Consider the following 13953-nt stretch of genomic DNA (forward strand, 5'->3'; position numbering starts at 1 on the left):
GTGCATGTCCGTGTTCCGTCCCGCCGCGCTCGCCCTTGCCCTCGCCGGCGCGCTGTCGACCGGCGCCTACGCCCCGCCGGCGCAGGCCGCCACCGCCCCCGCGGTCGACATCCCGTTCGAGCAGTTCACCCTGCCCAACGGCCTGCGCGTCATCGTGCACACCGACCGCAAGGCGCCGATCGTCGCGGTCAACGTCTGGTACCACGTCGGCAGCAAGGACGAGCCCGCCGGCCGCAGCGGCTTCGCCCACCTGTTCGAGCACCTGATGTTCAACGGCAGCGAGAACGCGCCGGGCGAGTTCTTCACCCCGTTCAAGGCAGTCGGCGCCACCGGCCAGAACGGCACCACCAATTCCGACCGCACCAACTACTTCGAGAACGTGCCGACCACCGCCCTCGACATGGCGCTGTGGATGGAATCCGACCGCATGGGCCACCTGCTCGGCGCGATCGACCAGGCCACCCTGGACGAGCAGCGCGGCGTGGTCCAGAACGAGAAGCGCCAGGGCGAGAACCAGCCCTATGGCCAGGTGTGGGACGCCATCGGCAAGGCGATGTACCCCCAGGGCCACCCGTACCACCACAGCACCATCGGCTCGATGAACGACCTCAACGCGGCCTCGCTGGAGGACGTGAAGACCTGGTTCCGCACCTGGTACGGCCCGAACAACGCGGTGCTGGTGCTGGCCGGCGACATCGACCTGGCCACCGCCAAGGAGAAGGCCGCGAAGTTCTTCGGCGACATCCCGGCCGGCCCGAGCATGGCGCAGCCGAAGGTGGACGTCGCCGCGCTCGCCGCGGACAGCCGCGCCGCGATGACCGACAACGTGCCGCAGGCGCGCGTCTACCGCGTGTGGAACGTCGCCGAGTACGGCCAGCCCGACCTCGACCGCCTGCAGCTGTTCGCGCAGGTGCTGGGCGGCGGCAAGTCCTCGCGCCTCGACCGCCGCCTGGTCCACCAGGACAAGCTGGTCGACAACATCAGCGCCGGCGCCTACGGCTCGCAGCTGGGCAGCACGTTCATGGTCACGGCCAGCGTCAAGCAGGGCGTCGACCCGGCCAAGGTCGAAGCGGCGATCGATGCCGAGCTCAAGGCCCTGCTCAAGGACGGCCCGACCCGCGAGGAGCTCGACCGCGCGCGCACCAGCGTGCAGGCCGGCTGGATCCGCGGGGTGGAGCGCATCGGCGGGTTCGGCGGCAAGGCCGATGCGCTGGCCGAGTGCGCGGTCTACACCGGCGACCCGGGCTGCTTCCGCGACAGCCTGAAGACCCTGGCCGCGGCCAGCGTGGACAACGTGCGCGCCGCCGGCAACACCTGGCTCGGCGCCGGCAAGGGTAGCCACACCCTGGTGGTCTCGCCGGGCAAGCGCGAGGAGCTGGCCGAGGAACCGGCGGTGACCCCGGCGCCGTTCAAGGTCCCGGCGGTGGACCCGAAGTACAAGACGCTGGCCTCCACGGTGGATCGCAAGGCTGGGGTGCCGGTCACCACCTCCTTCCCGGACCTCAAGTTCCCGACCCTGCAGCGCGCCACCCTGAAGAACGGCACCCAGGTCATCCTGGCCGAGCGCCACGACATCCCGGTGGTGCAGATGAGCTACGAGTTCCGCGGCGGCAGCGCGGCGGATCCGGCCGGCAAGGCCGGCGCCGCGAGCTTCGCGATGGGCCTGCTCGACGAAGGCGCCGGCAACCTCGATGCGCTGGCCTTCGCCGACCGCATGGAGTCGCTGGGCGCCAACATGGGCGCCAGCGCCGGCCTCGACAGCCAGAGCGCCTACCTGTCGGCGTTGAAGCAGAACCTCGAGCCGTCGGTGGCGCTGTATGCCGACATGCTGCGCAAGCCGCGCTTCGACCAGGCCGAGATCGACCGCGTGAAGGGCCAGTGGATCGCCGGCATCAAGCAGGAGAAGGCGAATCCGAACGGCATCATCCAGCGCGTGGTCCCCGGCCTGGTATTCGGCGCGGGGCATCCGTACGCCGCGCCGCGCACCGGCAGCGGCAGCGAGGCCTCGATCGCCGCGCTCACCCGCGACGACCTGGTGGGCTACCACGCCCGCGCCCTGCGCCCGCAGGACGCCACCCTGGTGGTGGTGGGCGACACCACGCTGAAGGAGATCGTGCCGGTGCTGGAGCGCCACTTCGGCGACTGGCAGGCGACCGGCAGCGCCGCCGCCGCGGCGACCATCCCGGCCGTGGCCGGGCAGAAGGCCGCGCGCGTGTTCCTGGTCGACCAGCCGGGCGCGGTGCAGGCCAACATCGTCGCCGCCGAGCTGGCGCCGTCGAGCAAGAACCCGGCATCGACCGCCTTCGACATGGCGAACATGGTGCTGGGCGGCGACTTCACCGCGCGCCTCAACATGAACCTGCGCGAGGAGAAGCACTGGTCCTACGGCGCCCGCAGCGGCGCCGCCGGCGCGGTGGGCCAGCGCCTGTGGACGGCCTCGGCGCCGGTGCAGATCGACAAGACCGCGGAGGCGGTGGCGGAGATCCAGCGCGAGATCGCCGAGTTCTCCAGCGGCAAGCGCGGCGCCAGCGCGGACGAGGTCTCGGGGATGCAGAAGATCCTCACCCTCAGCCTGCCCGGCGCGTACGAGACCGCGGCCTCGGTGATGGGCACGATCGGCAGCAACGTGCTGTACGGGCGCCCGGACGACTACGTGTTCAAGCGCAAGGCCGAGATCGAGGCGATGACCCCGGCGCAGGTCGATGCGGCCGCCAAGGCGCTGGACCCGAACGCGCTGACCTGGGTGATCGTGGGCGACCTGTCCAAGACCGAGCAGGCGGTGCGCGCGCTGAAGCTGGGCGAGGTGACCATCCTCGACGCCGACGGCAAGCCGGTCGGCAAGTAAGCGTTCCGTTCAGCCACGCCCCCACGATGCCGGCGACACTGCCGGCATCGTGCTTTCTGGAGATGCGGCATGCGTTCGATCCTGTTGGCGGGCGTGCTGCTCGCCGGTTCCGGCTGCACCTTCGTGCACCTGGCGCCGGGTGCCGGCAAGGTCTCGGTGCTGGCCACCGCGCCCTCCGGCTGCGCCAAGCGCGGCGAGGTGGAGGTGTCGGTGAAGGACCGGGTGGGCCCGTATGCGCGCAGCGAGGCGCAGGTCCGCGACGAACTGGAGACCCTGGCGCGCAACGAAGCCCCGGGCCTCGGCGCCGACACGATCAGCCCGCTGGCGCCGCCCCGCGATGGCGGCCAGCGCTGGGCGCTGTGGCGGTGCCGCGGCTGAGGCAGCCGGCGGAAACGTGAACGCGGTCGCCGGCGGCTGGCAGTACGCCAGCGTACGGAGCGGAAACCCGCTATCCTGCGCGGTCCTGCGCATGCCCGCGCCCGTATCGAGTGCCCCACCATGCTGTTCCAACACGTCGCCATCGCCGGCCTGGCCCATATCGATGCGCCGCGCCGGCTGTCGTCCGACGAGATCAACGCGCGCCTGAAGCCGACCCTGGACCGCCTCGGCATCAAGACCGACGTGCTTGGCGACATCGCCGGCATCCACGCGCGGCGCCTGTGGGACGGCGACGTGCAGGCCTCCGACGCCGCCACCCTGGCCGGCGTGAAGGCGCTGGGCGATGCCGGCATCGACCCGGACAAGGTCGGCCTGCTGGTGAACACCTCGGTCAGCCGCGACTACTTGGAGCCGTCGACCGCCTCGATCGTCTCCGGCAACCTCGGCCTGCCCGACACCTGCCAGAACTTCGATGTCGCCAACGCCTGCCTCGCCTTCATCAACGGCATGGACATCGCCAGCCGGATGATTGAGCGCGGCGAGATCGACTACGCGCTGATCGTGGACGGCGAGACCGCCAACCTGGCCTACGAGAAGACCCTCGACCGCATGACCCGCGCGGACGTGACCGAAGAGGACTTCCGCAACGAGCTGGCCACCCTGACCCTGGGCTCCGGCGCCGCGGCGATGGTCCTGGCCCGCGCCGAGCTGGCCCCGGGCGCGCCGCGCTACAAGGGCGGGGTGACCCGCGCCGCCACCGAGTGGAACAAGCTGTGCCGCGGCAACCTGGACGGGATGATCACCGACACCCGCCTGCTGCTGATCGAGGGCATCAAGCTGGCCACCAAGACCTTCGACGTGGCCAAGCAGAAGCTGGGCTGGGTGGCGAACGAGCTCGACGAGTTCGTCATCCACCAGGTCAGCAAGGTCCACACCGCCGCCTTCACCAAGGCGATGGGCATCGACCCGAAGAAGGTCATGACCATCTTCAACGAGCACGGCAACATCGGCCCGGCCAGCGTACCGATCGTGCTGAGCAAGCTGCGCGAGATGGGGCGCCTGAAGAAGGGCGACCGCGTCGCGTTGCTCGGCATCGGCTCCGGGCTGAACTGCTCGATGGCCGAAGTGGTGTGGTGAGCCCGCCACGTTGATCCCGAAGGGCCGGTCCGTCCGGCCCTTTTCATTGCCCAGCCCGATGCGCGACTTCCCCGACTACCCGTTCACCCCGCGCCGCTTCGAGGTGCGCCCCGGCATCGCGATGTCCTTCCTCGACGAAGGCCCGCGCGATGGCGAGGTCGTCGTGATGCTGCACGGCAATCCGTCGTGGAGCTTCTACTGGCGGCACCTGGTGTCCGGGTTGTCGGACCGGTACCGCTGCATCGTGCCCGACCACGTGGGCATGGGCCTGTCGGACCGGCCGGACGATGCGGCTTCGGCATCACCGCGGTACGACTACACCCTGCAGTCGCGCATCGACGACCTCGATGCCTTGCTGCGGCACCTCGGCATCGACGGCCCGGTGACCCTGGCGGTGCACGACTGGGGCGGGATGATCGGCTTCGGCTGGGCGCTGCGCGATCCGGCGCGGGTGCGGCGGCTGGTGGTCACCAACACCGCCTCGTTCCCGCTGCCGCAGGCCAAGCGTTTCCCGGCGCGGCTGGCGATGGGCCGCGATTCGCGGCTCGGCGGCTGGCTGATCCGTCGCTTCAACCTGTTCGCGCGCGGCGCGGCGTGGTTCGGCACCACCCGCTCGCTGCCGAAGGACGTGCGCGCGGCCTATGCCGGGGTGTACGACGGCTGGACCAACGCGATCAGCACGCTGCGCTTCATGCAGGACATCCCGCTGCACGCAGGCGACCGCGCGATGCCCGTGGTCCAGGCCGCCGAGACCGCATTGCCCGGCTACGCCGACCGTCCCGCCTTCATCGCCTGGGGCCTGAAGGACTTCGTGTTCGACCGGCACTTCCTCGCCGGCTTCCGTGCGGCGCTGCCGAACGCCGAGGTGCATGCGTTCGACGATGCCGGCCATTACGTGCTGGAAGACCGCCACGAGGCGCTGGTGCCGGCGATCCGCCGGTTCCTCGACAAGCATCCGCTGCCGACGGTGGCTTGACCCGCATCAAGGCCGCGCCGGCAGGTTCCGGTAGCGTGGCGCCGTCCCCCACGGAGCCCACGCCATGCAATGCGAGATCGCGATCGTCGGCGCGGGGCCGGCCGGCCTGAGTTTCGCGCGCGCGCTCGCCGGCAGCGGGCTGCGCGTGGTGCTGGTGGAGCAGGCGCCGGCCGCCAGCCTGTCCAGCCCGGCCGACGACGGCCGCGAGATCGCGCTGACCCATCGCTCGCAGCAGCTGATGCGCCAGCTTGGCCTGTGGGATCGCTTGCGCGCCAGCGAGATCGGCCTGCTGCGCGATGCGCTGGTGCTGGATGGCGACGACCGCGAGGGCCTGTTGTTCTCGCACCGCGAAGCCGGGCGCGACAACCTGGGCTGGCTGGTGCCCAACCACGCGATCCGCCGCACGGCCTGGGAGGCGGTGGCGGGGCAGGCGGACCTGACCCTGCTCGACGGCGTGCGGGTCGCCGGCGTGTCCACCGATGCCGCGGGCGCGGTGCTGTCGCTGGCGGATGGCCGCAGCGTGCGCGCCGCCCTGCTGGTCGCCGCCGACAGCCGCTTCTCCGAAACCCGGCGCGCGGTCGGCATCCGCGCGCGCATGCACGATTTCGGCCGGACCATGCTGGTCTGCCGCATGCGCCACGACACGCCGCACCGGCAGACCGCGTGGGAATGGTTCCGCTATGGCCAGACCCTGGCGCTGCTGCCGCTCCACGATCCGCATGTCTCGTCCGCGGTGCTGACCCTGCCGCAGCAGGAGATCCAGCGCCTGCAGGCGCTCGACGAGGCCGCGTTCAACGCCGACATGCAGGCGCGCTTCGACGGTCGCCTGGGCACGATGGCGCGGCTCGCGCCGCCGGTCGCCTATCCGCTGGTCGGGGTGTACGCGGAGCGCTTCATCGCCCCACGCTTCGCGGCGATCGGCGATGCCGCGGTGGGCATGCACCCGGTCACTGCGCACGGCTTCAACTTCGGCCTGCATTCGGTGGAGGCGCTCTCCACTCGCCTGCTGCGCGCGCGCCGGGCGGGGCAGGACTGCGCGACCGCTGCGGTCCTGCGCAGCTACGAACGCAGCCACCAGCGCGCCACCCGCCCGCTGTACGAAGCCACCCGCGCGATCGCCGGGCTGTACGGCGACGACCGCCCCGCCGCGCGCGCACTGCGCAAGTTCGCGCTGGGCCTCGGCCGGCATGCCTCGCCGTTCCGGCGGCTGGTGATGGCCGGCCTCACCGACGACGTGGCGCCGGCGACGCCTCGCGCTGCCGCTGCGCCGTTCGCGGGCTTGCCCGTACGCTGAGGCTCAGGCCTCGGGCAGCGGGTTCTTCTCGGCCTCGTCCACCCCGCTCCAGTCGCCGGGGGTCAACGCCGGCAAGCCGTGCGCGATGCGCGCCTTGTCGCATTGCGCGCTGGCCGCGCCGAACTCCCAGCTCGCGGGCACCAGCGCGCACACCGACGGCCGGCGGTCGTGGATGGAGCAGCGGGAATAGCGGCCGATGTCGGCATCCAGCGCGATGCAGCGCGGCTGCGCCTGCGAGGTGCCGCGCATCACGCGTTCGTGGGTGCGCAGCGGCTCGGTCAGTTCGAACGGCACGCGACCGCCGAGCGCCGGGTCCGCCTCCGACCAGTGGAAGCTGACCCGGAAGAAGGCGCAGCAGGCGCCGCACGTCAGGCAGGGGTGTTCGACAGGCATGCGGCCATTGTCGGCGACAATGGCGCCATGACGGAACCGTGCAACATCGCCGCCGCGCTGCCGCGGCTGGCGCGCGAACGCCCCGGACAGGTCGCGATGCGCTGCCCGGGCGCCGGCGGCCGCTACGAGGTGGCGATCACCTATGCCCAGCTGGATGCGCGCAGCGACGCGATCGCGGCGGGCCTGGCGCGGCGCGGCATCGTGCGCGGCACGCGCACGGTGGTGATGGTGCGGCCCACGCCGGAGTTCTTCCTGCTGATGTTCGCGCTGTTCAAGGCCGGCGCGGTGCCGGTGCTGGTGGACCCCGGCATCGACAAGCGCGCGCTGAAGCAGTGCCTGGACGAGGCACAACCCGGGGCCTTCATCGGCATCCCGCTGGCGATGCTGGCGAAGGCCCTGCTCGGGTGGGCGAAGGCGGCGCGCGTGCGCATCACCACCGGCCGCCGCGCGTGGCTGGCCGATGCGACGCTGGCCGAGGTCGAGCGCGATGGCGCGGATGCCGGGCCGCAACTGGCGGACACCGGGCCGGACGAGGTCGCCGGCCTGCTGTTCACCAGCGGCAGCACCGGCGTGCCGAAGGGCGTGGTGTACCGGCATCGGCACTTCGTCGCGCAGATCGAGATGCTGCGCGCGGCATTCGGCATCGCGCCCGGCGGCATCGACCTGCCCACCTTCCCGCCGTTCGCGCTGTTCGATCCGGCGCTCGGGCTGACCTCGATCATTCCCGACATGGATCCCACGCGCCCGGCCAAGGCCGATCCACGCAAGCTGCATGCGGCGATCGCACGCTTCGGCGCGACCCAGTTGTTCGGTTCGCCCGCGTTGATGCGGGTGCTGGCCGACCATGGCGAAGCACTGCCAACCGTGAAGCGCGTGACCAGCGCCGGCGCACCGGTGCCGCCGGACGTGGTCGCGAAGATGCTCGCGCTGCTGCCGCCGGATGCACAGCTGTGGACACCGTACGGCGCCACCGAATGCCTGCCGGTGGCGGTAATCGAAGGCCGCGAACTGCTGACCCTGCGCGCACGCACCGAGGCCGGCGCGGGGACCTGCGTCGGGCGCCCGGTCGCGCCGAACCAGGTGCGCCTGATCCGCATCGACGATGCGCCGATCGCCGACTGGGACGACGCCTTGCAGGTGCGCCCGGGCGATGTCGGCGAGATCACCGTGGCAGGCCCCAGCGCGACCGACAGCTACTTCAACCGCCCGGCGCAGACCGCGCTGGCGAAGATGCGCGAAGCCTTGCCGGACGGCAGCGAACGCATCGTCCATCGCATGGGCGACCTCGGCTGGTGCGATGGCGAGGGCCGGCTGTGGTTCTGCGGGCGCAAGTCGCAGCGCGTGGTCGTCGATGCGCGCACGACCCTGTGCACCGAACAGGTGGAACCGGTGTTCAACACCCATCCCGAGGTGGCGCGCACCGCGCTGGTCGGGGTCGGACGGCGTGGCGCGCAGGTGCCGGTGCTGTGCGTCGAGCTGGCGGCGGGCGTCGATGCGCGCGCGTGGCCGCGCATCGTCGGCGAGCTGCGCCACCTGGCCGACGGCCTGGTGCATACCGCCAAGGTGCAGGCGTTCCTGCGCCATCCGAAGCCGTTCCCGGTGGACATCCGCCACAACGCCAAGATCGGCCGCGAGCGGCTGGCGGCGTGGGCGGCCACGCAATCGCTGGAGGCCAACGCATGAAGATCCTCGTCACCGGGGGAGGCGGTTTCCTCGGCCAGGCGCTGTGCCGGGGCCTGGTCGAACGCGGGCATGCCGTGACCAGCTTCAACCGCGGCCATTACCCGGCGCTCGACGCCATCGGCGTGCGCCAAGTGGCGGGCGACCTGGCCGATCGCGAGGCGGTGATGGCAGCCTTCGCGGGCGGCTTCGATGCCGTGTTCCACAACGCGGCGAAAGCCGGTGCGTGGGGCAGTTACGACAGCTACCACCAGGCCAATGTGGTCGGCACCCAGCACGTGCTCGATGCCTGCCGGGCGCATGGCATCGGCAAGCTGGTCTACACCTCCACGCCCAGCGTGACCCATCGCGCGACCCATCCGGTCGAGGGCGGCACCGCCGAGACCGTGCCCTACGGCGAGCATTTCCAGGCGCCGTATGCGACCACCAAAACGATCGCCGAAAAAGCGGTGCTGGCGGCCAACGATGCGCAGCTCGCCACCGTCGCGTTGCGCCCGCGCCTCATCTGGGGCCCCGGCGACAACCAGATCCTGCCGCGGCTGGTCGCGCGCGCGAAGGCCGGCCGCCTGCGCATCGTCGGCAGCGGCGACAACAAGGTCGACACGACCTTCATCGACAACGCCGCGCAGGCGCATTTCGATGCGTTCGCGCACCTGGCCCCGGGCGCGGCCTGCGCCGGCAAGGCCTACTTCATCAGCAACGGCGAGCCGTGGCCGATGCGCGAGGTACTGAACGGGTTGCTGCGCGCGGCCGGCGCGCCGGAAGTCCACAAGCACCTGCCGTTCCGCGTTGCGTACGCCGTCGGCGTGGCCTGCGAGGGCCTGTGGTCGGTGTTGCCGCTGCAGGGCGAGCCACCGATGACGCGCTTCCTGGCCGAGCAGCTGAGCACCAGCCACTGGTATTCGATGGCGCCCGCCACCCGCGATTTCGGCTATGTGCCGAAGGTGACGATGGCGGAGGGCTTGGAGCGGTTGCGGGCGTCGATTGCGGGATAGCCCGGCGAATCCCGCGCTGGCGGGGCGTGGGCGCAAGCAGGCCATGGATGGCCTGCGTCCGCGACTCAGTCCTGGACGACTGGATGGCGCGGTGCGCCACGCCTTGCCTGCACGGGTTCGCCCTGGGGCGCGGGATAGAATGCCCGCATGACCGAGGCGCCGTTCAACTGGAAGCAGCCCGCCGGCAAGGCGCTGGAGCTTGCGCTCAACCGCGCGCTGGCGCTGGACGAAGACACCCGCGCCGCGCTGCGCGGGCTCGACGGGCAGCGCGTGGCGCTGCAGCTGGCGTCGCCGCCGCTGGCGCTGCAGGTGCAGGTCGCGGGCGAGGCGCTGCGGGTCGGGCCGGTGGATGCCGCGGTCGAACCCGACCTCGGCGTGCGCACCACGCTGGCCGGCCTGCTTGGCCAGCTCCCGATGTTCCGCCGCGACGATGCCCCGCCGGTCGGCAAGCTGCGCATCGAGGGCGATGCCGAGCTCGCGCGCCGCTTGCAGCAGCTCGCGCAGCGCTTCGATCCCGACTGGCAGCGGCCCTTCGTGCGCGTGTTCGGCGAGGTGCTGGGCGTGCAGGTCGCGAAGGCGGTGGCGGCGGGCCTGAAACAGGCGCAGGTGGCCGGCAGGAACCTTGCCGAAACCGCCGCCGAATACGTCACCGAGGAAAGCCGCGACGTGGTCCCGCGCGCCGAGCTCGACGCCTTCCATGACGACGTGGATGCGCTGCGCGACGACGTCGAGCGCATCGCCGCGAAGATCGCGCGGCTGCGCCGCGAACGCGGGGTCGCGCCATGAAGTCCGCGTTGCGCGCCCTGCGCATCGGCCGCGTGTTGTTGCGCTACCGGCTCGACGACCTGTTGGACGGCACCCCCGCGGAGCGTTGGCTGAAGCTGATGCGGCCGTTCGTGCCGCGCGCGGCCGAACCCAGCGTGGCGCACATGCCGCGCGGGGCGCGGCTGCGCCTGGCATTGCAGGAGCTGGGCCCGATCTTCGTCAAGTTCGGGCAGATCCTGTCGACCCGGCGCGACCTGATCCCCGCCGACATCGCCGCCGAACTCACCCTGCTGCAGGACCGGGTGGCCCCGTTCGATGGCGAGATGGCGCGCAACATCGTCGAGCTGGCGCTGGGCCGCGGCATCGACGTCGCCTACGCCAGCTTCGACATCGTGCCGCTGGCGTCGGCCAGCATCGCCCAAGTGCATGCCGCGACCCTGCACGACGGCCGCGAGGTGGTGGTCAAGGTGCTGCGCCCCGCCATCGGCAAGCAGATCGCTGCCGATGTCGCGCTGCTGGAAAGCGTCGCCGCGATCGTCGAGCGCGCGCACCCCAGCGCGGACAAGATCCGCCCGCGCGAGATCGTCGCCGAGATCGAGAACACCCTCGCCGCCGAGCTCGACCTGCAGCGCGAGGCCGGCAATGCCAGCCTGCTGCGCCGCAACTGGCTGGGATCGCCCGACCTGTACGTGCCCGAGGTGATCTGGAGCCATACCGCCGAGCAGGCGATGACGATGGAGCGCGTGCGCGGGATCCCCTCGGACGACATCGCCGCGCTCGACGCCGCCGGCATCGACCGCAAGGCGCTGGCGGCCAAGGGCGTGCGCCTGTTCTACCAGCAGGTGTTCCGCGACAACTTCTTCCACGCCGATGCGCACGCCGGCAACATCTGGGTGGACCCCGAACGCAAGGCGGACCCGCGCTTCATCGCGCTGGACTTCGGGATCATGGGCCAGCTCTCCAGCGACGACCAGTACTGGCTCGCGGAGAACTTCATGGCGATCTTCAACCGCGACTACCGCCGCATTGCCGAGCTGCACGTGCAGGCGGGCTGGATGCCGGCGCACATCCGCATCGACGAACTCGAGGCGGCCGCGCGCGCGGTGTGCGAGCCGTACTTCACCCGCCCGCTCAGCGAGATCTCCCTGGCCGAGGTGCTGGCCAAGCTGTTCCGCACCGCGCAGCGCTACGAACTCACCCTGCAGCCGCAGCTGATCCTGCTGCAGAAGACGCTGCTGAACATCGAGGGCGTGGGCCGCCAGCTGGACCCGGGCATCGACATCTGGGCGGTGGCGCGGCCGGTGCTGGAGAAGATCCTCGCCGAGCGCTACAGCCCGCAGCGGCTGGGCGCCGAATTCCGCAAGCGGTTGCCGGAGATGATCACCCGCGCGCCGGAGATGCCGCGCCTGCTGCATGCCTGGCTGCAGCAGCAGGTCGAGGGTCGCCACGAGCTGCGCATGCGCTCCGCCGACGTGCGCGAGATCGCGGCCACGCTGGGCTCGCTGCAGCGCCGGATCGTGGCTTCGATCCTCGGCGTGGGCCTGCTGGTGGTGGCCGCGGTGCTGTACGCGCTGGAAGCCGGCGGCCCGCAATTGCTGGGAGTGCCGGTGTCGACCTGGATCGCCGCAGTCGGCGGCCTGTGGGCCCTGTTGGCGGCCTGGCCGCGGCGATGAGCGAGGAAGGCGCGGAGCCGCTTTCGCCCGCCCCGCTGCAGGTGCTGCACCTCGATCCGGCGTTCGCGGTGGTCGACAAGCCGGCCGGGCTGATGGTCCACGACAGCGCGTTGGCGCGCGGCGAGACCGACTTCGCCGCGGATCGCCTGCGCGCGCAGTTCGGGCGGCCGGTGTTCCTGGTGCACCGGCTGGACCGCGCCACCAGCGGCTGCCTGTTGCTGGCCTTCGACCGTGATGCCGCGTCCGCGCTGGGCAAGGCGCTGATGGGTGGCGAGGTGCGCAAGGACTACTGGGCGGTGTGCCGGGGCTGGCCCGCGGAGACCGCGTTCACGATCGACCATCCGCTGGACGGCGGCCCGGGCAAGCCGCAGAAGAAGCCGGCGATCACCGAATTCGAAGTGCTGGACCGCTGCGAGCTCGACCTGCCGTCGGCCGGCTTCCCCACCTCGCGCTACGCGCTGCTGCGGGCGACGCCGGTGACCGGCCGCTTCCGCCAGATCCGCAGGCACCTCAAGCATCTCTCGCACCACCTGATCGGCGACACCAGCCACGGCGATGGCCGCCACAACCGCGCGTTCCGCATGCTCGGCATCCATCGCATGCTGCTGCATGCCCGCCGGCTGGCCTTCCCGCACCCACTGAGCGGGTTGCCCGTGGAGGCGATCGCGCCGGTGGATGCCGAGTTCGCGCGCGCCATCGCCCTGTTCCGCCACGGCGACGACGACGCAAACGCCTAGAATCCGCGCATGCAGGTCGCTTCCCTCCACATCGACGACGACGAGCTGGTCGAGCGCTTCGTGCGTGCGTCCGGGCCGGGCGGACAGAACGTCAACAAGGTCGCCACCGCGGTCGAGCTGCGTTTCGACGTCGCCGGCTCGCCATCGTTGCCCGACGCGGTGCGCGCGCGCCTGCTCGCGCGCCGCGACCGCCGGGTGACCGCGGACGGCGTGCTGGTGATCGCCGCGCAGCGCTTCCGCACCCAGGAGCGCAACCGCGAGGATGCGCGCGAACGCCTGGCCCATTTCATCGAAGCCGGCCTGCACGCGCCCAAGCCGCGGATCGCCACCAAGCCCTCGCGCGGCGCCAAGGAGCGGCGCTTGGGCGAGAAGCGCAGCCGTGCGACGATCAAGCAGGGTCGCGGCGGACGGGGTTGGGAGTGAGTGCAGGTGCTGGCGGGGGCCGTGCGGGTCCGGTGGTCCCGGCGTTGCCGCCGAGCGCCCCGCGCATGCCGCCCAACGCGCTGCTCGAGGCCATAGGCCGCGGCCTGCTCCGCCTGGGCGGCTGGCGCATGGTGGGCGCGTTCCCCGACATCCCGCGCGCGGTGGTGATCGCCGCGCCGCATTCCTCGAACTGGGACGGCATCTGGGGCTTCGCCGCCAAGCTGGCGCTCGGCCTGCGCCTGTCGATCCTCGGCAAGCACAGCCTGTTCCGGATCCCGCTGGTGGCCCGGTTCCTGCGCTGGCAGGGCGTGATCCCGGTGGACCGCAGCGCCGCGCATGGCCTGGTCGAGCAGGCGGTGGACGCGCTGCGCGGCGCCGACTGCATGTGGTACGCGATCGCGCCGGAAGGCACCCGCAAGTGGGTCGAGCAGTGGAAGCCCGGGTTCTGGCGCATCGCCCACGGCGCGGGCGTGCCGGTGATCCCGGCGTGGTTCGACTACGCCAACCGGCAGATCGGCATCGGCGAGCCCTTCCTCCTCGGCGACGACATGGACGCGGACATCGCGCGCATCCAGCGCTGGTACAAGCCCTACAAGGGCCGCAACCACGACGTGGTGCAGCCGCGCGACTGACCGCATCGGCACCAAGGCGTGCAGG

At 71.6% G+C, this 13953-nt stretch carries 13 protein-coding genes; 12 read left to right on the forward strand and 1 reads right to left on the reverse strand.

Annotated features, from left to right (window positions below):
• Positions 1 to 4: 4 nt before the first annotated feature.
• The 5 genes from ON759_RS08550 (at position 5) to ubiM (ending at position 6630) form a co-directional block, all read left to right on the forward strand.
• Entirely contained in the window at positions 5 to 2845 is a 2841-nt protein-coding gene (locus ON759_RS08550) for a M16 family metallopeptidase (protein WP_271679953.1), read from the forward strand.
• A gap of 69 nt (positions 2846 to 2914) precedes the next feature.
• Positions 2915 to 3223: a DUF4156 domain-containing protein gene (locus tag ON759_RS08555; protein ID WP_271679954.1), complete on the forward strand. Its 309-nt coding sequence runs from the start codon at positions 2915 to 2917 to the stop codon at positions 3221 to 3223.
• Positions 3224 to 3343: 120 nt separating this feature from the next.
• Positions 3344 to 4360 carry a 3-oxoacyl-ACP synthase III gene (locus ON759_RS08560; RefSeq protein WP_271679955.1) on the forward strand — a complete coding sequence of 339 codons (1017 nt, stop codon included), beginning with the start codon at positions 3344 to 3346 and terminating at the stop codon, positions 4358 to 4360.
• A gap of 58 nt (positions 4361 to 4418) precedes the next feature.
• A complete protein-coding gene (locus tag ON759_RS08565) occupies positions 4419 to 5336 on the forward strand; it encodes an alpha/beta fold hydrolase (RefSeq protein ID WP_271679956.1) in 918 nt (305 codons plus the stop codon).
• A 64-nt stretch (positions 5337 to 5400) separates the two neighbouring features.
• Complete coding sequence (ubiM, locus tag ON759_RS08570) at positions 5401 to 6630, forward strand: 5-demethoxyubiquinol-8 5-hydroxylase UbiM (RefSeq protein WP_271679957.1); 1230 nt, start codon at positions 5401 to 5403, stop codon at positions 6628 to 6630.
• A gap of 3 nt (positions 6631 to 6633) precedes the next feature.
• Here ubiM and ON759_RS08575 read toward each other — a convergent pair whose 3' ends face one another.
• Positions 6634 to 7023, reverse strand: a complete 390-nt coding sequence (locus ON759_RS08575; protein WP_271679958.1) for a YkgJ family cysteine cluster protein — start codon at positions 7021 to 7023, stop codon at positions 6634 to 6636.
• Positions 7024 to 7050: 27 nt separating this feature from the next.
• On the opposite strand from ON759_RS08575, the gene oleC reads away from it, so the two are divergent.
• From oleC to ON759_RS08610, 7 genes are all read left to right on the forward strand, one after another.
• Positions 7051 to 8706, forward strand: a complete 1656-nt coding sequence (gene oleC / locus ON759_RS08580; protein WP_271679959.1) for an olefin beta-lactone synthetase — start codon at positions 7051 to 7053, stop codon at positions 8704 to 8706.
• Positions 8703 to 9698 (forward strand): 2-alkyl-3-oxoalkanoate reductase, encoded by a 996-nt coding sequence (gene oleD / locus ON759_RS08585; RefSeq protein WP_271679960.1) that lies wholly within the window; start codon positions 8703 to 8705, stop codon positions 9696 to 9698. Before oleC ends, oleD begins: the two co-directional genes overlap by 4 nt.
• Positions 9699 to 9845: 147 nt before the next feature.
• A complete protein-coding gene (locus ON759_RS08590; RefSeq protein ID WP_271679961.1) occupies positions 9846 to 10484 on the forward strand; it encodes a ubiquinone biosynthesis accessory factor UbiJ in 639 nt (212 codons plus the stop codon).
• The gene (gene ubiB / locus ON759_RS08595; RefSeq protein ID WP_271679962.1) at positions 10481 to 12136 is read left to right on the forward strand and encodes a ubiquinone biosynthesis regulatory protein kinase UbiB; all 1656 of its coding nucleotides are present in this window, start codon (positions 10481 to 10483) and stop codon (positions 12134 to 12136) included. The genes ON759_RS08590 and ubiB overlap by 4 nt, the downstream gene beginning before the upstream one ends.
• The gene (locus ON759_RS08600) at positions 12133 to 12873 is read left to right on the forward strand and encodes a pseudouridine synthase (RefSeq protein ID WP_271679963.1); all 741 of its coding nucleotides are present in this window, start codon (positions 12133 to 12135) and stop codon (positions 12871 to 12873) included. Before ubiB ends, ON759_RS08600 begins: the two co-directional genes overlap by 4 nt.
• 9 nt (positions 12874 to 12882) lie before the next feature.
• Positions 12883 to 13296 carry an alternative ribosome rescue aminoacyl-tRNA hydrolase ArfB gene (gene arfB / locus ON759_RS08605; protein WP_271679964.1) on the forward strand — a complete coding sequence of 138 codons (414 nt, stop codon included), beginning with the start codon at positions 12883 to 12885 and terminating at the stop codon, positions 13294 to 13296.
• A 65-nt stretch (positions 13297 to 13361) separates the two neighbouring features.
• Positions 13362 to 13928 (forward strand): lysophospholipid acyltransferase family protein, encoded by a 567-nt coding sequence (locus tag ON759_RS08610; RefSeq protein WP_271679965.1) that lies wholly within the window; start codon positions 13362 to 13364, stop codon positions 13926 to 13928.
• Positions 13929 to 13953 lie beyond the last annotated feature (25 nt).

This window comes from Thermomonas mangrovi (assembly GCF_028201335.1).
In the GTDB taxonomy this organism is placed as follows: Bacteria; Pseudomonadota; Gammaproteobacteria; order Xanthomonadales; family Xanthomonadaceae; genus Thermomonas; species Thermomonas mangrovi.

Excerpts from the sequence above, each read along its gene's own strand:
- ubiM (WP_271679957.1), top strand. The coding sequence starts at position 5,401 with ATGCAATGCGAGATCGCGATCGTCGGCGCGGGGCCGGCCGGCCTGAGT.
- ON759_RS08590 (WP_271679961.1), top strand. The coding sequence starts at position 9,846 with ATGACCGAGGCGCCGTTCAACTGGAAGCAGCCCGCCGGCAAGGCGCTG.
- ON759_RS08560 (WP_271679955.1), top strand. The coding sequence starts at position 3,344 with ATGCTGTTCCAACACGTCGCCATCGCCGGCCTGGCCCATATCGATGCG.
- ON759_RS08550 (WP_271679953.1), top strand. The coding sequence starts at position 5 with ATGTCCGTGTTCCGTCCCGCCGCGCTCGCCCTTGCCCTCGCCGGCGCG.
- ubiB (WP_271679962.1), top strand. The coding sequence starts at position 10,481 with ATGAAGTCCGCGTTGCGCGCCCTGCGCATCGGCCGCGTGTTGTTGCGC.
- oleD (WP_271679960.1), top strand. The coding sequence starts at position 8,703 with ATGAAGATCCTCGTCACCGGGGGAGGCGGTTTCCTCGGCCAGGCGCTG.
- ON759_RS08610 (WP_271679965.1), top strand. The coding sequence starts at position 13,362 with ATGCCGCCCAACGCGCTGCTCGAGGCCATAGGCCGCGGCCTGCTCCGC.
- arfB (WP_271679964.1), top strand. The coding sequence starts at position 12,883 with ATGCAGGTCGCTTCCCTCCACATCGACGACGACGAGCTGGTCGAGCGC.
- ON759_RS08575 (WP_271679958.1), bottom strand. The coding sequence starts at position 7,023 with ATGCCTGTCGAACACCCCTGCCTGACGTGCGGCGCCTGCTGCGCCTTC.
- ON759_RS08555 (WP_271679954.1), top strand. The coding sequence starts at position 2,915 with ATGCGTTCGATCCTGTTGGCGGGCGTGCTGCTCGCCGGTTCCGGCTGC.
- oleC (WP_271679959.1), top strand. The coding sequence starts at position 7,051 with ATGACGGAACCGTGCAACATCGCCGCCGCGCTGCCGCGGCTGGCGCGC.
- ON759_RS08565 (WP_271679956.1), top strand. The coding sequence starts at position 4,419 with ATGCGCGACTTCCCCGACTACCCGTTCACCCCGCGCCGCTTCGAGGTG.
- ON759_RS08600 (WP_271679963.1), top strand. The coding sequence starts at position 12,133 with ATGAGCGAGGAAGGCGCGGAGCCGCTTTCGCCCGCCCCGCTGCAGGTG.